General features: G+C 40.0%; 17 protein-coding genes. 9 read left to right on the top strand and 8 right to left on the bottom strand.

Annotated elements, in window-relative coordinates; genetic code table 11:
- The coding region (locus HMPREF9010_RS05210; protein WP_198139072.1) for a transposase at positions 1–303 on the top strand (303 nt) is incomplete at its 5' end.
- A 53-nt stretch (positions 304–356) separates the two neighbouring features.
- Here HMPREF9010_RS05210 and HMPREF9010_RS05215 read toward each other — a convergent pair.
- The 8 genes from HMPREF9010_RS05215 to HMPREF9010_RS05250 form a co-directional block, all read right to left on the bottom strand.
- A complete protein-coding gene (locus HMPREF9010_RS05215; protein ID WP_032852880.1) occupies positions 357–3,032 on the bottom strand; it encodes an alpha-L-rhamnosidase in 2,676 nt (891 codons plus the stop codon).
- 9 nt (positions 3,033–3,041) lie between these two features.
- Positions 3,042–4,448, bottom strand: a complete 1,407-nt coding sequence (locus HMPREF9010_RS05220; RefSeq protein ID WP_032852940.1) for an SGNH/GDSL hydrolase family protein — start codon at positions 4,446–4,448, stop codon at positions 3,042–3,044.
- Between the two features lie 45 nt (positions 4,449–4,493).
- Positions 4,494–7,583, bottom strand: a complete 3,090-nt coding sequence (locus tag HMPREF9010_RS05225) for a discoidin domain-containing protein (protein WP_008650699.1) — start codon at positions 7,581–7,583, stop codon at positions 4,494–4,496.
- A gap of 48 nt (positions 7,584–7,631) precedes the next feature.
- Positions 7,632–9,971 (bottom strand): GH92 family glycosyl hydrolase, encoded by a 2,340-nt coding sequence (locus HMPREF9010_RS05230; RefSeq protein WP_008650698.1) that lies wholly within the window; start codon positions 9,969–9,971, stop codon positions 7,632–7,634.
- Positions 9,972–9,989: 18 nt separating this feature from the next.
- Entirely contained in the window at positions 9,990–12,554 is a 2,565-nt protein-coding gene (locus tag HMPREF9010_RS05235; RefSeq protein ID WP_008650697.1) for a glycoside hydrolase family 38 C-terminal domain-containing protein, read from the bottom strand.
- Positions 12,555–12,566: 12 nt separating this feature from the next.
- Positions 12,567–12,797 (bottom strand): hypothetical protein, encoded by a 231-nt coding sequence (locus tag HMPREF9010_RS05240; protein WP_008650696.1) that lies wholly within the window; start codon positions 12,795–12,797, stop codon positions 12,567–12,569.
- 77 nt (positions 12,798–12,874) lie between these two features.
- On the bottom strand, positions 12,875–13,399 hold the full coding sequence (locus tag HMPREF9010_RS05245) for an RNA polymerase sigma-70 factor (RefSeq protein ID WP_004301470.1): 525 nt from the start codon (positions 13,397–13,399) through the stop codon (positions 12,875–12,877).
- 192 nt (positions 13,400–13,591) lie between these two features.
- Positions 13,592–15,196, bottom strand: a complete 1,605-nt coding sequence (locus tag HMPREF9010_RS05250) for a DUF6377 domain-containing protein (RefSeq protein WP_032852939.1) — start codon at positions 15,194–15,196, stop codon at positions 13,592–13,594.
- Positions 15,197–15,458: 262 nt separating this feature from the next.
- Between HMPREF9010_RS05250 and HMPREF9010_RS05255 the strand changes: the two genes are divergently transcribed.
- The 8 genes from HMPREF9010_RS05255 (at position 15,459) to nuoK (ending at position 21,067) form a co-directional block, all read left to right on the top strand.
- The gene (locus HMPREF9010_RS05255) at positions 15,459–15,836 is read left to right on the top strand and encodes a hypothetical protein (RefSeq protein WP_008650694.1); all 378 of its coding nucleotides are present in this window, start codon (positions 15,459–15,461) and stop codon (positions 15,834–15,836) included.
- A 118-nt stretch (positions 15,837–15,954) separates the two neighbouring features.
- The gene (locus HMPREF9010_RS05260; RefSeq protein ID WP_004301466.1) at positions 15,955–16,305 is read left to right on the top strand and encodes an NADH-quinone oxidoreductase subunit A; all 351 of its coding nucleotides are present in this window, start codon (positions 15,955–15,957) and stop codon (positions 16,303–16,305) included.
- On the top strand, positions 16,296–16,898 hold the full coding sequence (locus HMPREF9010_RS05265; RefSeq protein WP_004301465.1) for an NADH-quinone oxidoreductase subunit B: 603 nt from the start codon (positions 16,296–16,298) through the stop codon (positions 16,896–16,898). The genes HMPREF9010_RS05260 and HMPREF9010_RS05265 overlap by 10 nt, the downstream gene beginning before the upstream one ends.
- A gap of 27 nt (positions 16,899–16,925) precedes the next feature.
- A complete protein-coding gene (locus HMPREF9010_RS05270) occupies positions 16,926–18,518 on the top strand; it encodes an NADH-quinone oxidoreductase subunit D (RefSeq protein ID WP_008650693.1) in 1,593 nt (530 codons plus the stop codon).
- Between the two features lie 115 nt (positions 18,519–18,633).
- A complete protein-coding gene (gene nuoH / locus HMPREF9010_RS05275; RefSeq protein ID WP_008650692.1) occupies positions 18,634–19,710 on the top strand; it encodes an NADH-quinone oxidoreductase subunit NuoH in 1,077 nt (358 codons plus the stop codon).
- 12 nt (positions 19,711–19,722) lie between these two features.
- Positions 19,723–20,211 (top strand): 4Fe-4S binding protein, encoded by a 489-nt coding sequence (locus HMPREF9010_RS05280; RefSeq protein ID WP_004320984.1) that lies wholly within the window; start codon positions 19,723–19,725, stop codon positions 20,209–20,211.
- A 2-nt stretch (positions 20,212–20,213) separates the two neighbouring features.
- Positions 20,214–20,726: an NADH-quinone oxidoreductase subunit J gene (locus HMPREF9010_RS05285; protein ID WP_004301461.1), complete on the top strand. Its 513-nt coding sequence runs from the start codon at positions 20,214–20,216 to the stop codon at positions 20,724–20,726.
- A gap of 32 nt (positions 20,727–20,758) precedes the next feature.
- Entirely contained in the window at positions 20,759–21,067 is a 309-nt protein-coding gene (gene nuoK / locus HMPREF9010_RS05290) for an NADH-quinone oxidoreductase subunit NuoK (protein WP_004301460.1), read from the top strand.
- Positions 21,068–21,080: the final 13 nt, after the last annotated feature.

Below are 21,080 nucleotides of genomic sequence, written 5' to 3'. Positions count from 1 at the left end.
TCACCGCAGATTAAAGAACTTTTAAGCGTGTGTCAGAATTTCAGAGATATGATTAATGGGAACACTTATGATAAGGATATTAGAAAGTGGATTGAAAAAGCGAAGGCAACACGGAATATGGCACTGACGAACTTTGCATATGGTATTGAAAAAGACTGGGAGGCAGTACAGGCAGCTATTGATATCCCCTTCAGTAACGGATTACTGGAGGGGACAGTGAATAAAATTAAAGCGGTAAAAAGACAGATGTACAATAGGGCAGGAATTAAACTACTGAGAGCGAAGATTATTTATTCACAATAGAAGAAGTACCACCAAATTTGACGAAGAACCATAAATACACTCTAGTAGGGTATCTATTTCAAATTAAATAGAAAATCATAATGCCCTGCTTCTACATCAACAGTCTGCTCCTTAACGCTCACTTTCTTCTTATTCTTTTTACATGAGACAGCATTATTAGGGATGCAAACTGTAGCCGTTGTTCCGGCAGGAACTGTCAATTGAAGATTCAACTGATTATCATCTTTCAACTTCCAATTAACAACAATTGTGCCATAAGGTGATTCTTTCGTTACTTTTGCCCAGGTCACACCGTTTGGAATTTGAGGATCGACATAGAAGTGACGATATCCAGATTTAGCCTCGTCAAGACGTATTCCTCCTACAGCCTGATAAAACCAAGTACCAATTCCATTGTAACAATTGTGCACACGACTTCGTTCTCCGCTCCAATATTCCCAAGTCGCTGTCGCACCATGGTCAATCATATACAGATAACCGGGATAATCACGTTTCTTCATCATTTGATAGAAGAAATCCACTTGTTTATTCCGAACAGCCCATTCTGTCAAAATAGGTACTCCAACCAGACCAACAGCAATATGTCCTTTATATTTTTCTTCGGTCATCGTAACGACATTCTCTTTCACTTTATTGTACAAAGAATCAGGTACAACACCTACCAACATAGGATAGCACATATCCAACTGTGAGCCGGTAGAATAGATCCCTTCATCCGCACGGTAGAATGTCTGATGAATCAACTTATTGAGTTTTTCTCTACGGATAGCAAACTCTTCCGCCTCTTCTTTTTTGCCTAATGTTAAGGCTGTCTTATACATAGTGCCCAAGCATTCGCTGATAAAACAGTTACTTACCAAATCCACAGAAGCCTGATTACCAGCATCTACCCCCATAGGTGCCAGCCAATCTCCCAAATACCAGTCACGGTATTTGGTATCGGGCCAACGTTTCAGCAAACCATCTACTGTATACTTATCAACATACTTAAACCACTCTTTCATTTGAGAATAATATTTCTCAATCAAGCGGGGATCATTATAGTTGACATACGTTCTCCAGGGAGCCTGTACAAAGAATCCGCACCAATACGGACCGCCACCACCGGCACCCGGATTAGGACCAACATGCGGCAAACTTCCTCCTTCACGCATGGAGTCTCCCCATGTTTGTACCCAGTTTTCAAAAGTAGGGGCTACATCGTACATCGTTTGCAAAGACATCGTTGAGGAGTTTCCATCCCCACCATATCCTGCACGTTCCAAATGCGGACAGTCTACCATATATCCACTAAAAGTCAGACATTTCATCGTATACTGAATCATTCGGTGAATAGCATTCAAGTCGGCATCCGAACATTCAAAAGTTGCGGTCTGTTTATAATCTCCATAAATTTGCATAGATTTCATTGCACCTGTTTCCGGTTTCTGTGGAAGATTGGAGATGCGCACATATCGAAAAGCGTGATGATTGAATTTATTTCTGAAGTATTCTCCTTGCTTACCACCAGATATATAAATATCACTTTCACCTTGCTTGTCAAATTCACCGTCTTTCGTCAAATTATCACTATATTCCATAATAACTTCATGACCTGCCGGCAATATAGGCATTTGCATCTCAAACCATCCGGTCTGAACCTTTCCCATATCTACCAGCCAGAGACTTTCACCCAGCTTCTTTACAGACACAGCCTGCAAAATCTGATGTATCTTGTTTACCTCACACATTTGAGGGGAAGCGATATGATCGGGAACATTCACTTTCACAACAGGAATCCATTCCATTTTGTCTAAAGCCTGTGTTGAAAGATCTCGCGGAAGAATCCTTCCATCCACCCTCTCACCTCCAAACTGCAAAGCACGCCAAGTACCTGTATCCGAATAGCCACTTTCACGTCCGTACCATGATCCGTCTGTCTTCGTTACGACTTCCCATTTACCATTTCTCAACACATCCAATTCTGCTTTTACCAGCGGACCTTCATAAGCAGCTCCGAAAGTCGTCGTTTTATACCAACCTTGTCCCAGCCAGATAAGCAAATCATTTTCTCCTTCTCGTAAATAAGGAGTAATATCATAAGTAACAATCAATGAACGTTTAGATAAATGTGATACAGCAGGCGTAAGGACATCTTCTCCGACCTTTTTCCCATTGACATAAATTTCGTGATACCCCAACGTGTTTACATGCAGGAAAGAAGTCTCCCTTTGAGTCAGCTTCACTTTTTTGCGAAGAATAGGAGCACAAATCTTACCACCTTCAGCAGAAGCCCCAATATATTCTCCCTGCATCTGTGATTTATTTAAGATACCAACCCCAAAACGAGCAACAGGACTCCATGAAGAAATTTGTTTTTTAGCATCCCAAACGCGTACCCGCCAATAACACAAAGAACGAGAAGTTAAAGTCTTCCCTCGATAAGGCACCATAACAGAAACATCGGATTTCAATTTCCCAGTATTCCATAAATCAGCTTTATCCTGTGCCAACAGAATACTATCCGAAGCTACCTGTATCTCATAATAAGTTTGCCCGCCTTTCCAGCCGTCCCCCTTTAACTTCCAACTGAAGTGAGGGGTCACATTATCAATCCCCAAAGGATTAATAAGATTTTCACATTTCAACTCTGACAAATAAAAAGTAGATGTTTTCTTACTTCCATACACTATCACAGACAGCCAACAGAAACAACAAACTAAACATAATAACCGTTTCATACTATTCATTTTCTATTATTATTCAACTCTTGCCAGCCTCACTTTATGAGTGACAGGTTTATTGATTTTATAAATTGTTTCAACAAGATTCTTCATATAATTGCTCCAAACCTCCCGTATTTCGGGATTCATCGCTTTTATATACCAGTCGTAGCTCATCCTAAGAAACCCGTCTTTAGGTAAATATTCTTTTAGTTTATCGATAGCTTTCTGATCATCAGCAAACAGTAATCCTTCCTTTTTCAAGAATGAATATTCGGTCCACAAGTATTCTCTGAAGCGTTTCTCCACTTCAAACCGTTCTTCATTCAGATACATGATTTTCGCAGCTTGTTGATATTGGGGAGTATTCGGGTAATCTGCCAAATTCACTCCATTCGCCAACTTTTCGGATGAGAGATTGTCAATAAACTGATTGTCTATAGTTAACCGATACATTCCTTTCTCTAAATTTGTTACCTGAAAACGTTCCTGATTAAACTCTTCCATAAATGGAACCAACTGCATTGCATCGCGTTGTGACCTTTTATTTCCCCAGCCACTTCTAGAAATTGAATCCAGCGGATAAGGAAGAGCATACGCCAGATAATCAAAAGTCAGATCAGCTCCGTTCTTTTTCAGTTTTGAAATCTTACAGTTCTTATGAGTTATTACAGATGAATGATATGCATCAATAGATACTGATGACACTTCATCCCCAGCCAGTCCCTGTGCTTTCAGAAACAAATAGGCCATAACCATCTGTCCATCATTATCCGGATGAATTCTATCTATCCTGCAGAATGTAAATGTAGAATCTGCCTCCTGCTCTTTTCTGCTTATCTCATGCATCGGTTGGTTAAAATCAACAAAACCCCAGCCATTCTTTTTAGCCGATGTACGTTGGGCATCTATTATTTTTAAAATAGCGTTATTCTTATTACGCAATATAAAATTATTAAACTTAGAAGTCTCATCATAAGGAGAACCACCAATCAATACTTTCTTTATTTTATTTTTAGCCAGTAAGCGTTCTTCTATTTCCCGATAGCTTTCCAATGACTTTGCAATCCGTTGTTCCGACAGTTCTTTTGCATTGTCTTTCATGTAAATATCATAACCGGTATCGTTCATACCGAAAGTTAGAGTCACATAAGTTGGTTTCCTGTTGAAAACATCATAGTCCAAACGATCCTTCATATCCCACGCACTCTCTCCACCAATTCCGGCATTCATGATAGTAATCGGTTTATCCGGGAAACGAGTCATGTAATACAACCAGATAAATGAATGATAATGTCCGCCGTGAGTAATGCTGTTTCCTACAAATACGACACGTTCCCCTTCTTCAAACCGGGGTATTGTTGTTTGTGCCTGTAAGTAATCGCAATTTATATAAACTAAAGATAACAACAAGAGTATCCTCATTTTTAGTCTATTAGCCATTTTCTTTATTCTTTTAATCAAACCATAAAGATAACCGTACAACAATCAATCTGCTATATCCAGCTTATTCTTCTCTGCTTTCCCATACTGTTTCACCAATACACTTATGCCTCCTTTCAACAGTTCGGGAGTCGCCTCCATAGTGATAACCTTTTCTTCGCCCGGCATCAACGTCACATAATTATCGGACATAATAATTGGAAGTATTCTTTTCTGCGTAGCCTTATTAACAAGCCTCACCCGATTAGCAAAAGCCACAGTCTCGGAATTGTTCTTTACAGCGATCTTCATTTTTCCGTCAGACATCAATTTATCCACCAATCGACAAGACAAAGCAACTTCCGGAAGTGTGTTCAGCAATGTATAGTCAAGAGCTCTCACGCCATTCCGCCAATAGAAGTTTTCAGAGATTAGATTACCTTTGGCATCTATCAGTTCCAACTTGATAAAATGAAGCGGAGTTAGTTCTTCTATCTCTTTTGGTTTCTCACCGTAGATTTCGAATTCGAACAATGAATATCCAAACTGTGTGGCACGGCTGATGCCTGCCAATTTCACATAACGTGCTGTAACAGGTTCCAATTCAATCTGTTCAGTACCACCTCTTCCATCTTTGTTGGTATAAACGGTTTTCCATTCTTGCGCATCATTCGATACTTGCAGTTCGTATTTCTTAGCACAAGCTGCCTCCCATTTCAAAATAACCTTTTCTATCTTTTCTTCTTTACCAAGATCAATGTATATCCATTGAGGATCACTGTATGCACTTTCCCAACGACTTCCGGCTCCTCCGTCAGTAACCATTGAAGCACTTTTAGAGGCACCTGTTGAAGAAGAAGCTACAGCCTTCTTTCCATAAGCCAGATTGAAAGGGTTAAAGTTCAAAGAAAATGCTTCTGCAATGTTGCTGGCTGCCACATCGACCTGTTTTGTCTGTCCGTATGCAGGCACTTCTTTTCCATTCAAGTCGTAAATTGTAGCTGTAGCTATTGCACCTTTCAAATCCTTTGCTGTAGTATTTATTACTTTTATGCTATTATTGGAAGCATTCCATTGGATATGTAAAGGTTCACAAGCTTTTTTTGCTCCCCAATAAGCACCTGTAGGATCATAATAATAGTCATAAGTCTGCCATACAAACGAGGGATAAGCCGGATGGCTCATCCAGATCAGAAGTCCGGCTGCATCATTCCACATCTTATCGTTCCAAGCCTCATACATACCTTTCATCACTTCGAGATTCAGCATTTGCGCTTTCTCGCAGAATTCTTCCAGTCCGGATGATTCTCCGTACTGTGTGTTCACTGAATTCTTATAATTAACCGGGTTGGCATTAGACGCTTCCTTACCAAAGAAATGTTTGTTCCATACATTGTCATCATCATTCTTCAACTGCTCATCAGTAGGCAGAGGCCACCAGTCTTTTTGCGAGATAAACTCTTTAATGCTTTCAAATGTGGGGAAAGTGGCTGTTCCTATTTCTGTACGCATACCGTAACCGTAATCAATGCCATAAGGATAAGCCGGTGTATTAAATGCCAGATTACTGCCTGAAGTTTCAAAATGGTGTCTTGGAGGTTGATTTCCCCACCAACCACTTCCGGACAATCCATCCTGATTGGAGCAAGACTTATACATACGGTCATTATTGTCCTCCTTCGCAATCATTTCACGCAGGTAATTATCCAAATCAGGTGCCGGGTGCGTTTCATTAGCTCCACACCAAATAGCAATAGAAGGATGGTTTCTGAGGCGTCTGACTTTATCAAGGGCATTCGCTTTAAATGCTTCCGGTTGCGCCACGTCATTGTATGCTACATATAACCAGAAATCATTCCATACCATAATTCCATATTTATCACAATAATCATAAAACTCATCATCTGTAACACAACCAGTCCATAGACGGATCATATTGTAATTCATCTCCTTATGAAGTCTGATTTTCGTTTCATACTCTTTGCCCTGACAGCGAAGCAGATATTCGCTCATTCCCCAGTTTCCACCTTTCAGATAGATCTTCTGTCCGTTGATAAAGAATGTAAGAACAGGATATCCCACTACATTATCGACCATTTTATACTCATACTTCTTGATACCGAATGTCATTTCTTTTACATCCGACACTTTTCCATCTACAGAACAAGTCAGCTTACAAGTATAGAGATTGGGATCACCATAACCATTCGGCCACCAAAGCCTCGGATGATCAACAACCAATTGCGCTATGTCATCTTTGTTAATAGATAGTCTGGCTGTTGTTCCTCCTTCTACCCGAATGTCTTTAGAGAAAGAAATATTCCCCGGCTGAATCACTCCGGATACAACGACTTCTTTTGGGGAAGAAGAAGCATTTCTAATATCTGCTGAGACAGAAAGCTCTGCTTTCTGCAAGGTCGGTAACTCTGAACGTACCCAAGGATCTTCCATCACTACATCTCCCGTTACCACAAGATAGGCATTGCCTGTGATACCAGCCAGACGTCCCGGTACGTATGGCATCCAGTCCCAACCGGCACCAGCCAGATAACTGGGGCTACACGCAACTCCATACGGGTCTTTAGCCTTACGCGTCTTTTTCTGATCGGCATCGGTAATCAGAACAGCTATCACATTCTTACCGGATTTCTTTATCAGATTAGTTACATCAAACTTCGAACGTAACATGTGACCGCTTACATCTTTAGTAGATGTTTTTGTTCCTGATATCTTCTCGCCATTAAAATAGAAATCGGCAAAGCGGTTCGTATTGTCGAAATGAAGCCATACCCGCTTCCCCTCCGAATAAGAAGACGGGAGTTCGAATTCCGTACGATACCAGAAAGGACGGTTATAAAACGTTTCGTCTACTTTATAAATATTATCGGCATAATTAGGATCAGGAACGATTCCTGCTTCAACATAAGCAGTAAAAACAGTTCCGGGAACCACACCTTTAACGTAATCGGACATTTTAAATTCCGGAGTAGAAATCTGCTCTCCGGTTATGTTCTCTAAATCTGCCTGGGGTTTCACTTCCCAGATAATCCGAGGATTAGAGCTGTTCAAAGACATCCATGTACTCTGCTCTGCACACCCTGTCTGGATTAGAGCCAATATAACCGATACAATGATAAGCCCAAGTTTATTCATCATACTATCAAGATTTTAAAGTAACAATTTATTTTAGAGTATGTTATTCAATCAAAGTCCCCACTCAACATTAGGTTTATCACCCATAAACAGCTCCAATGTACCTCCGGCTGCAATGTCCGCAAAATCAAGATAACATTTATTGTATTCCTGACCGTTCAACAAGGCCTTTTGTATATAGACGTTATTTATACTATTATTATGAGCTATTACCGTGAATTTCTTCCCAGTATAATAGCTGGGATCAAGATTGAACTCTACTTTATCAAAAACCGGACTTGTAATCTCCATACGTGTATTTCCCGGACAGGAAGGATGAATACCGGAAGCAGCCAACACATACCACGCTGACATCTGACCTACATCTTCATTGCCAACAATCCCTTCAACTTTGTTTGCATAAGCCTTTTCACATGTATAGCGTGTCCATTTTTGAGTATACCAGGGAACTTCAAGCTGATTGAACAAAAAAGGAACGAAGTGCACAGGTTCATTCGCATGGTTATAATATTCATTCCACAGCATATTAGAAGGAGTTTTATTAAAGAAATCTGTTAAATCCGCAATAACTTTCTCCTTGCCACCCATCAAGTTCACCATTCCCGGAACATCGTGAGGTACAAACCAACCTTGCTGATAAGAGTTTGCTTCTATACACCCATACCATTCTTTAAGACGTGCATTCTCCGGCCATTCTACCCATGTACCATCTGCTTTACGGGGACGGAACCATCCCTTTTCTTTATCAAAAATATGATGATATGCCTGTCCCTTTTCATAGAAACATTTGGCATCGTCTTCTTTCCCCATAGCTTTCGCTAATTGAGATATACACCAATCAGTATAAGCATACTCCAAAGTGGTTGAAATACTCAATGGTTCCGGAGCATACCCCAATGAATCATTACCAAAACGACGGGATGTGTTAACGGCATAACGATATGCTTTCTCTGCATCATACGTACGAATCCCTTTGATATAAGCATCCGCCAAAACAGACAAAGCAGGATTTCCCAACATACAGCCGGAATAGGAATTCAGCAATTCCCAACGTTCATAGTATTCGCGCCCACTCTGATCTGCCATAGTAATCAATGAGTTCAGTTCATCACTTACTAAACGCGGATTAATTATAGTCTGCAAAGGAAACTGACTACGAAATACATCCCATCCACTGAATATAGTACGTTTTGTAAAAGTGCTGTCAGCCGTATGTATTTTATAATCACCGCCTACATAACGTCCGTCTACATCTGTATAGATACGAGGATCAATCATCGTATGATACATGGCAGTATAGAATATCGTTTTTTCATCATCCGTACCACCGGATATCCGGACACGATTAAGTTCTTTATTCCACAATTCAGTAGCTTCCTGCTTTACTTGTCCAAAATTTTTAGAGGCTATTTCTTGTTCAAAGTTATTTGCAGCACCCTCCATATCAACAAAAGAGATACCAACTTTTATCTCTACAGTCTCTCCCTCCTTCGTTGGAAATTCAGTAAAAAAGCCCAGATGTTTACCCGTCAGTTCTTTCTTGTCTTTTATAACCGGAGCTTGTGATACACGAGTCAAATAAGGAATACTCACTACTTCATCACGTTTCCGAACCCAATGCTCGGGAATATCTGCACTCCAAAAGCCATAATTAGTCAAAGGTTTACTAAATTGTGCATAATAATAAACGGTATAATCGGCTTTTCCTTCACCATTACCCCATCCACCACCATCAGGTGTGCACTTCATCCATCCTTGAATAGTGTAATCATCTACAACTTTAATATACTGCGAAGTAGATGTTCCCCCTACTCTGCGAGCTAAATCAATCTGAATACGCGATTGGTCACTAGAAGGATAAGTAAAATGTAAAATTCCACAATGTGGTGTTGCGCTACTTTCTACTTTGATATGATAATCAGTCAATTCTACCGAATAATATCCGGCCTTAGCCGTTTCAGTGGCTTTGTTATAAGCCGAACGATATCCTTTTATACTATCATTATTCTCTTTACCTGCCACTTTATATAATTCACCAGTTGTAGGCATCACAAGAAAATTGCCCAAATCACCAAACCATCCCACACCACTCATCTGGGTAAAGGCAAATCCTTCGATTGTCTTATGTTCATCACTGTATCCGGAACCGTTATCACCTCCCGTTATTGTATTAGGACTAACCTGTACCATACCATAAGGAGTCGTAGCTCCGGGAAAAGTTTTACCTAATCCGTGATAAACACCGGCAGCCCCTACACTAGTACTGGCACCAATAAACGGGTTTACATAATCGGTCGGAACCCAATCTTCCGATACGGTATTGGTTGATGAGCAACCCGTCATCCAACACAAAAAGCAAACAATTAAAAGATTAGCAGTCGCTTTATACATAACAATAATCTAATTATTTTAAGTCAAACTAAGAACGAAAGTCTTAATACCAAACCGAGGCATTGAAATCATCATTTCCGATTTACCTGCACGTGTTTTTATCTTCTTTCTTTCGATACATCGTCCATTCAAATCAACTTCCTCCACTCCGGATAATGGCATGTCAATGGTAACCTTTTGTAATTTTTCGTCTCCTTCAGAATTGAACAGGCGCAATAGTACCTTTCCATCTTTCATTTGAAGAGCACTCACTTGATAACCAGTATTCTGTAAATCAATAAATGATTTCGATTCCGGTTTTGCCACTGGATAGCAAGAATACAGCAATGGTTCATTCCAACAATCGCTATCATCTGCGATTGATGCTTTGTCCCATTTGCCACGATGAGGTATAATTGCATACTTCATCCTCAAAGGGTGTGTTATTTTATAATCAGGTCCCCAAAGTCCTCCACCCGAATATTGAGCAGTCAGTCCTAGCGGATAGTCCTCTCCATAAGAATAAGAAGTAGTATGGTCTGATAATAAAGCCAGAGCATAGTCGCCTTCCTGTTCAGCCAAGTCAACCCAATGAAGTATAATATTATGTTTGATTTGATCCCAAGAACCAAAGAAAGTATCAGTCAGTTTGCTTTCGCATACATCAAACGGTGCATCTTTATAAACACGGGGAGAATGTAAATCAGTCGGGAATAATACACTTAGTTTAAACCGATCGTCACAATAAGCCCGACGATTATCACGCCAACGTTCCTCTTTATATTCACCAATACCTACATTCTTTTTCCAGTCAACCGTCAAATCAAAATCGATCCGTCTCGTTCCTTTAGTGAGAGTGATTACTTGTGTAAACGGATGGGAAGCAATCTCACCCTCTATCTTAATTTTTTGCTCATATACATTATCCCTTACTACTGTCAGCTTGGCCGGAGTCTCTATAGAAGAACGAAATTTACCTTCTTCATAAAAAAAGCCTCGTAGCTCCCCTAAAGCATATTTCTCCGTTTTACCTGCAAAATCCTTATTCCCTTCTTTTTTAGCTATCAGGCTTTTTATGGTTCCTCCCTTTGATAAGTCAAAAACAATTTTATACATATCATTTTCAACCACGTATTCCTGTTTATTCACCTTATTACCTTCCAAAACGAATCTACTCTCCGAAGCCTCTTTCTTACCGGCTTCTTTCTTTTTTATACAATACGTGGAATAACCAAAGGGAGGAATCTCTGCCTCAAAAAATAATCTTATCTCTTTACCTTCATTTTCTACCAAAGAACCTATATCTTTACCTTTCCAGTCATAAACACTTAGATCCGCATTTTCAAATTCCGTAGGCAGAAGAACACTTACGACTTCCTTTCTTCTCATTCCTAATGTATTAAAAACACGTATATATTGCTGTTGAGCATTATTTTGCGGAATAAACTTTTCATTAAAGCTCTGCATAGATGCCTCAATAATTCCATCTGCAATATGATTGGTACTATCTGTCCATCGCTTAATCTGATCAGCCCATGTTCCTTTCCTATTCAGTCCATTATAAGGCACAATCCATGAATCATGATGTTGTGCCAACATCAGTGTACGCCAAGCCTCATCCATATCTGCCTGTCGACAAATATATTTATTTTCCAGATAAGCCATTACAGACATTTTCTCTGCCATGACAATTCTATTTTCTGAAACGCGTACTTCTTGCGCTATTTTTTGCAAAACCTGACTTCCCCACATAAGATTCACATGTATATCTTCCTGTGAAAAGTACCAATTATCATCCGTTTTTCCGATGGAGACATTTTCAATGTAATCTCTCCATGTCATATATATAGAATTATTTTTTGTGTTCTTTCCACTTCCCAGCCATGGGCCGTTTTTCCATCCCGCATCCTGAAAACACATACCAACGGGGTGTTTGATACCTGCGTTACGGCAATCTTTTAAATAAGCATCCGAATTTCCCCAAGCAGTTGTCTGCCAGGTTGATCCCGGCTCCAGTTTTTCACAAGCATACCTGGGAACAGTCAATATTGAAGTCCCGTCCGGTCCTACCCAATTAACCAATTCTCCGCCATACGCAGCAGTATACCCTCCCCAACAGGTGTTGGGACATTTTAATACAGCATATTTAAAGCCGAATTGTTTAAGGATTTGTGGCAAGCAACTTGTGAAGCAAGGTTCTTCTACCGAATAGGTTACAAAATCTACCTCCGGAAAATGTTTGTTTATTTTAGCAATACCATATTGAAACTGTCTTATTATACTCTCTCCCGAGATATTATAGCAATAAGGCTGTGCATAAGTAGGATTCGTAAACTCTACCTGATTACTAGTAGCCATCTCTTTAAAACGTAAATAAGCCTCCGGAGTCTGTACTCTGACTGTATCCCATGTTTCAGGCTCTATCTCCATACAAATTCGCCAGTCCGGATGCATAGCCAGCTGATCCACAATAAATTGAGTTTTCCACTTTACCGGATAATGTCCATATATCCCGCCATGATACCCATCAACAAAATAAGCTTGTTGAGAATAAACATTTGCATAAAAGAAAACAGTCAGTAATATGATATAAATTTTATTCATGGTATCCTAAACCTATTTATCTTTATGTTGCTCCATTCTACACATAAATTCATATAATTTATGTTGGACAACTTCTTTATTATTTTCATATTCCGGAGATATCCAATCAACGAGTGCCAGCAAATTCTGATTTTCTATAAATTCTTCTTTCAGCCTTTCGTTGTTTTCCACTTCTATGAGAAACTCTGTTTTTTCATCAGAAGTAAATTCATCCGCAAAATATTTATTCAGACAATTCTCCATATACACAGTCCTTTTTTATCAAAGAACGATTATCTCAATAAATACCCCTAAAAAATACCGATAAATTCATTAAAAAGTTATGCAGCCAATGTCACATTGAGTTTTGCTCTCAACTTTTTTAGTGCTATTCCCATCTGACATTCCACTGTATTTACCGAAATGCCCAAACGTTCGGATATTTCCCTATACTTCAATCCTTCCATGCGGCTTAACAAAAATATGTCACGACATCTTTTAGGCAAACTATTGATAGCATCCCGTATCAGTTTCTCCATCTGATTTCTTTCTGATATATCATATACATCAAAACGATCCAAAGATTGCAATTTCAGATTCAACTCAATCTCAAAAGAAGCCTTCACATTCTCGACATACTTTTGCTCGAATACTTTATGCTTTAAATAATCCAAACATTTGTTTCTTACAAGCCTGAAAAGATAAGCATTCATATTCTCAATATGATTCATTGACTCTCTCTTTTCCCATAAGTCTGTAAACACATCTTGTGTTATGTTCTCCGCATCCTCTTCCGACATCACAAATTCTTTTGCAAACCGAACTAGTTTGGGATAATAAATAAGATACAATTCTGAAAAACTCATAGTTGTGTGTTTCTTTAGATTAGTATTCAGTTATCAAAAATCTTGTGATGCAAATATAGAGATGAAAAAAGCCTACTTCTTAATGGAAGTAGGCGGGAAAGTAAACGTTTTATAGATCAATTATTACATATACACTTAATAGTCAATAGTTTATAATAAGACCATTTTTTAGTTTTGGTAAACCGGATAGAATCATTTTTGAGACAAAGAACCAAGCTTTTTTACCTCCTCCTCAAAGATATTACTATCAAGAGTGGACATTCTCTTCACTTTACTCTTATAATTATAGATTGTCTGCACAGAATAATGCAAAAATACAGCAATCTGTCCAACATCGGTAATTCCTAATCGAATCAATGCAAATATGCGTAATTCTGTATTCAGTTGGTCCTTTTCCAGTTTATAACGCTCCTCCGGTTTCAACAAAGAATTGAACTTTTCCACAAAGTTAGGATACAATTTAAGGAACGCTTTATCAAAGTTATGATATAGTTCTTCAAGTTCCTTTTCAAAAGGTCGGGAGGATGACTTATATAAATCATCAATCTGTCCGGTCTTGATTTTCCTGTTCACATTCTTCCTGTACTCATCGAGTTTATTAATATAAACGGCACATTGATTCATGAAATACCCCACATACTTTTCCTTAATCAGATTAGCTTCGTCGAGATTCTTATTCAGCCCGACCAGTTCCTCATTCATAGCTTTAAGATGCCGTTTAGCCCGGGATACAATTTTTGTTTGTTTATATGTAAAATACAGGGTGATAGCAAGAGCTACCACAAACAAGCTAGTCAGAAATATATAGAAACGGAGGTTCTGCTTTTGTTTTTCCAACCGGATCAAGTATGTATTTTCAATAATCGGATGGATACGGGCAATGACCGTATTCTTAAAACGGGAATTATAAAAGATAGCATCATCCAACGCTACTTTTATATAATTATACGCTCTGTCTATATCTCCCTTATGATATAAATTAACTGCTAATGTCAACAAAGCCTCATTCTCTTTTACGGCTAATTTTGTATCTGTCATAGCAGCCAGCATTAGAAACTTTTCCTCCAGTATATAATTCCCTGTTAACCGATAGGCCCTTGCAAGTCCCATAGCCATCATAGCATATCCATGAGATGCCGGTTCCTGTTTATTATATATCTCTTTCAGAATCAGAAGAGCCTCTTTTGTACTCCCTTTATCTTGAAGCTTTACAGCTTTTTCTTTTCTATATTCATCCGACTGGTCAAATAAAATACTCATAACAGTATCTCGATAAGCTTCTTTTTCTGCTATATACTCATTTGAGAATCGTACATCGTCCGTGTATTTAATAAGATTTTCATAATAACGTATACGATTCCAGCAATACAAAGCTTTAAGATGATCGGGTAAATCGGCACACCTAATCGACTTAAAAATATCATTAGCTTGAATAAACAAACCTGATAAAGAATAGACAAAAGCCAACCGAAGCTGCTCTTCCAAAAGATATTCTTTATTACCAATTATTTTTGCTATATCAATATTCTCATGAATATATTGTTCCGCCGAGTCACAAACAAAAGTCTCATATTGGTGGATAATTTCTTTATTTAAATTATATATATCCTCCAATGAATTAAGACCAACCTTCTTTTTCTTCAATTCTTTTATGGTGGCTTCTTTTTTCTGGGTATATATCAAACGTTCAGAAATCACTTTGTCCAACACCTTCAACAAAGAATCATTCTCACTATCTGCATAGAGATAAAACAAGGAGTTTAGAAGGAAAAATAAAAACCAAAGTGTGCGTTTCATATTAGTATATTCTTTCTTAATCTGCAAAAAAATGTATTTTATTTGTGTAATTCGCAAAAAAGAGCATAAATCATTCTTTTTATTGCATCTTTTAACAAATAAAGATAATAGAGATTATCCTATTCTAAAACGAGATTTGTGAAACCATACTGACTAAAAAACGAATCGCAAAGAAGCGGAGTTAAAAAAAGCTTTTTTGCCACTCGGACTTTGCAAAAAGTATAAATATTAGTTCTATATTTGCAGCCGTTAAAGGAGAAAGATGAAACAAAACTTAAAATTCGGACTACTTTTAGTATTGGCTTTGCTTATCCATTGTGCAACTAACGGAGCAATGGAAGATATGTGCAAAGTTTCCTCCCCGACTTATCGGCAGGAGAAATGCTATGTGTCGCAAGATCGTCCGATACAAAATGCTTTAGAACGTCTTTACAACCTTTACGCTACCCAATCTTGTGATATGAGTCATACGGACGTCACGCATGTCCCGACAAATAAAAGCGTACTGTTGCCAGTTGCTTTTTCCGGAGAACATCACAATTCTCAAAGACCGTACCACTCTTCATCTTCTCATCCCCCAACGTGCTATTATGATCCTATCTCCTATTATATATATGGGTTAAGAAAGATAGTCATTTAGCCTACAGTACAGTAGACTCTTTTACTCGTCATTTATTACAGTTGGTTTTATTCTCCACAGGGCGAATAGACTAATTGTTTATTTCTATATAATATTCAATCTAAACAGCTATTGAATTATGAATTTTACATTTTTAGTTGTTGTTCTACTGACAGCGCTTGCTTTTGTCGGTGTAGTAGTAGCTCTTTCGCGTGCTATTTCTCCCCGTTCATACAATCTGCAAAAGTTTGAGGCTTATGAATGTGGTATACCGACACGTGGTAAATCATGGATGCAGTTTCGCGTAGGTTACTACCTGTTTGCCATCCTATTTCTTATGTTCGATGTCGAAACTGCTTTACTGTTCCCATGGGCAGTAGTTATGCACGACATGGGACCACAGGGACTTATTAGTGTTCTCTTCTTCTTTATCATTTTAGTTCTGGGTCTTGCTTATGCCTGGAGGAAAGGAGCTTTGGAATGGAAATAACCAAAAAGCCAAAAATAAAATCTATTCCGTATGATGAGTTTATCGACAATGAATCATTGGAAAAGTTGGTCAAGGAACTTAATGCAGGAGGAGCCAATGTTGCCCTCGGAGTACTTGACGACTTTATCAACTGGGGACGCAGCAACTCACTGTGGCCGCTTACCTTTGCAACCAGTTGTTGTGGTATCGAATTTATGGCACTGGGTGCCGCGCGTTATGACATGGCCCGCTTTGGGTTTGAGGTAGCACGTGCCAGCCCACGTCAGGCTGATATGATTATGGTATGCGGAACAATCACCAATAAAATGGCTCCGGTACTGAAACGACTTTACGACCAGATGCCCGATCCGAAGTATGTGGTTGCCGTAGGCGGATGCGCTGTCAGCGGAGGTCCTTTCAAGAAGTCCTATCACGTAGTGAACGGAGTGGACAAGATTCTTCCGGTAGATGTATATATTCCCGGATGCCCGCCACGTCCTGAAGCTTTCTATTATGGCATGATGCAATTGCAACGCAAAGTGAAAATAGAGAAGTTCTTTGGTGGAGTAAACAGAAAAGAGAAGAAACCGGATTATTTAAAAAATGAAGAATGATTCTACATTCTGTAATTTTAAGGATTTATGCAAGAAATACAATTTATAGCTCCTGCAGCGTTACACGACGAGATGCTGCGCTTGCGAAATGAAAAACAGATGGACTTTCTCGAAAGCCTCACCGGTATGGACTGGGGAGTAGCCGATGAGAAAGACGCTCCGGAAAAACTCCGCGGTTTAGGCGTAGTCTACCATCTGGAATCTACCATTACAGGCGAACGGATAGCACTAAAAACAGCGACAACCAACCGCGAGCTACCGGAAATTCCGTCTGTCAGCGACATCTGGAAGATAGCCGACTTCTACGAACGTGAAGTTTTTGATTTTTATGGCATCACCTTTGTCGGTCATCCTGATATGCGCCGGCTCTACCTGCGTAATGATTGGATCGGTTATCCAATGCGTAAAGATAACGATCCGGAAAAGGATAACCCACTGTGCATGACCAATGAAGAGACGTTTGATACGACTCAAGAAATAGAACTGAACCCCGACGGAACCATCAAAAACAAAGAGATGAAGCTGTTCGGTGAAGAAGAGTATGTAGTTAACATCGGTCCGCAACACCCTGCTACTCATGGTGTAATGCGTTTCCGTGTTTCTCTGGAAGGTGAAATCATTCGTAAGATTGATGCGAACTGCGGTTATATTCACCGGGGCATCGAGAAAATGAATGAAAGCCTTACCTACCCTCAAACATTGGCCTTGACAGACCGTCTTGACTATCTGGGTGCACACCAGAACCGCCATGCATTGTGTATGTGTATTGAAAAAGCCATGGGCGTCGAGGTTAGCGAACGTGTGAAGTATATCCGTACTATTATGGATGAATTGCAACGTATCGACTCTCACTTGCTATTCTATTCTTGTCTTGCCATGGACTTAGGAGCGTTGACGGCATTTTTCTATGGATTCCGTGACCGTGAGAAGATTCTCGACATCTTTGAAGAGACTTGTGGCGGACGTCTGATAATGAACTACAATACCATTGGCGGTGTACAGGCTGACCTTCATCCTAACTTCGTCAAACGAGTAAAAGAGTTCATTCCTTATATGAGGGGAATCATCCACGAATATCACGATATATTTACGGGTAACATCATCGCACAAAGCCGTATGAAAGGCGTCGGTGTGTTAAGCCGCGAAGATGCCATCTCTTTCGGTTGTACCGGAGGTACAGGCCGTGCTTCAGGGTGGGCGTGTGACGTACGTAAACGGATGCCATACGGTGTATACGACAAAGTAGATTTCAAAGAAATTGTTTATACGGAGGGTGACTGCTTTGCCCGTTACCTGGTACGTATGGATGAAATCATGGAAAGTCTGAACATCATCGAACAATTAATAGACAATATTCCCGAAGGACCTTATCAGGAGAAGATGAAGCCTATCATCCGTGTTCCGGAAGGCAGTTATTATGCTGCAGTAGAAGGAAGTCGTGGTGAATTTGGTGTCTTCCTTGAAAGCCAGGGTGACAAAATGCCCTACCGCCTGCACTACCGTGCTACGGGATTGCCGCTTGTTGCCGCAATCGACACCATCTGCCGGGGAACGAAGATTGCCGACTTAATTGCTATTGGCGGAACAATTGATTATGTCGTTCCGGATATTGATAGATAAAAAACAAGTATTAAGTAACAGGTATCAAGTATTAACCGACTATACAATAATATAAAAGGTCATTTCCTGCATGGAATTAATACTTAATACTTAAAACCTAATCATTAAAAAATATATGTTCGACTTTAGTATAGTAACAAACTGGATACATGAGCTACTACTCTCCATTATGCCGGAGGGATTAGCCATCTTTATAGAATGTGTAGCTGTCGGCATGTGCCTCGTAGCACTATATGCCATCCTGGCTATCATATTGATCTACATGGAGCGTAAAGTTTGCGGTTTCTTCCAGTGTCGTCTTGGTCCGAACCGCGTTGGTAAATGGGGTTCTATTCAAGTGGTCTGCGACGTACTCAAGATGATGACCAAAGAAATCTTCATGCCGAAGGGTGCCGACCATTTCCTTTACAATCTCGCTCCATTCATGGTGATTATCGCCTCATTCCTGACTTTCGCTTGTATTCCTTTTAATAAAGGTGCAGCGATTCTCGACTTTAATGTAGGCGTGTTCTTCCTGCTGGCAGCTTCCAGCATTGGAGTGGTCGGTATCTTGCTGGCCGGTTGGGGTAGTAACAACAAATTCTCTTTGATCGGTGCCATGCGAAGCGGTGCACAGATTATCAGTTACGAGCTTTCGGTTGGTATGAGTATTATGACGATGGTAGTGCTGACGGGAACCATGCAATTCTCTGAAATCGTAGAAGGGCAAGCTGATGGCTGGTTCATCTTCAAGGGACATATCCCTGCGGTAATAGCTTTCATCATCTATCTGATTGCGGGAAATGCAGAATGTAACCGTGGACCGTTCGACCTTCCCGAAGCGGAAAGTGAGCTGACTGCCGGATACCACACAGAATACTCCGGTATGGGTTTCGGTTTCTTCTATCTGGCAGAATATTTGAACCTGTTTATCGTGGCCAGTGTTGCCGCCACTATCTTCCTGGGAGGCTGGATGCCGTTACACATCGTCGGGCTGGATGGATTCAACGCTGTAATGGATTATATTCCGGGCTTTATCTGGTTCTTCGCTAAAGCATTCTTCGTGGTGTTCCTTCTGATGTGGATCAAATGGACGTTCCCACGTTTACGTATCGACCAGATTCTGAATCTGGAATGGAAATATCTGGTTCCAATTTCTATGGTAAATCTATTATTAATGGCATGCTGCGTAGCTTTCGGCTTCCACTTTTGATAAATGAAAATTATGGAATATAAAGATAAAAAATATACGTACTTAGGTGGTCTGATGCATGGCATCAGTACACTGGCAACGGGTATGAAAACCAGCATCAAGGTATACTTCCGTAAGAAAGTGACCGAGCAATATCCCGAAAACCGGAAAGAGCTGAAAATGTTCGACCGTTTCCGTGGTACGCTGAATATGCCCCACAATGAGAATAATGAACATCGCTGTGTAGCTTGCGGACTGTGTCAAATGGCTTGTCCGAACGATACCATCAAAGTGACCAGCGAAACCGTCGAAACAGAAGATGGAAAGAAAAAGAAAATCCTGGCAACCTATGAATATGATTTGGGCGCCTGTATGTTCTGCCAGCTCTGTGTCAATGCTTGTCCGCACGATGCCATCACGTTCGACCAGAACTTCGAACATGCAGTCTTCGACCGGACGAAACTTGTCCTGAAATTAAATCATGACGGTAGTAAAGTAATAGAAAAGAAAAAAGAAGTTTAGATATGGGATCAACACTTGAAACAGTAGTATTCTACTTTTTGGCAGCATTTATTATTGCAATGTCCATCATGACGGTGACTACCCAACGTATCGTACGCTCGGCTACCTACCTGCTCTTCGTGCTCTTCGGCACGGCCGGCATCTATTTTTTGCTGGGTTACACCTTCCTGGGTTCTGTTCAGATAATGGTTTATGCCGGTGGTATCGTCGTTCTTTATGTATTCTCCATCCTGTTGACCAGCGGAGAAGGTGATCGCGCCGAGAAAGCAAAACGAAGTAAGCTCCTGGCCGGGCTCATTACCATGATTGCCGGTTTAGCAATTATCCTGACTATCACGTTGAAACATAATTTCATGCAGACGGCTAATCTTGCCCCGCACGAGATCAACATTCATGCTATCGGGAACGCTTTGCTTAGTAGCGACAAATACGGTTATATATTACCTTTCGAAGCTGTCAGCATCCTGTTGCTGGCTTGTATCATCGGTGGTATCATAATTGCACGTAAGAGATAAACAAGTATTAACTATCAAAATAGAGTTCGAATATGATACACATGGAATATTATCTGGTAGTTTCTACCATCATGATGTTTGCAGGAATCTATGGATTCTTTACCCGCCGGAACACACTGGCTATCCTGATTTCTGTAGAGTTAATGCTGAATGCCACGGACATCAACTTTGCCGTGTTCAACCGTTTTCTCTTTCCGGAGGGAATGGAAGGCTATTTCTTTGCACTCTTTTCCATCGCCATCTCGGCTGCGGAAACTGCAGTAGCCATCGCCATCATGATTAACATTTATCGTAATCTCCGAAGCATCCAAGTGCGCAACTTGGACGAGTTGAAGTGGTGATTTGTTTCTCACC

The sequence above is a fragment of the Bacteroides sp. 3_1_23 genome (assembly GCF_000162555.1).
GTDB lineage: Bacteria > Bacteroidota > Bacteroidia > Bacteroidales > Bacteroidaceae > Bacteroides > Bacteroides ovatus.
The sequence above is the reverse complement of the archived record's forward strand: the minus strand, read 5'-3'. Positions and strand labels throughout refer to the sequence as shown.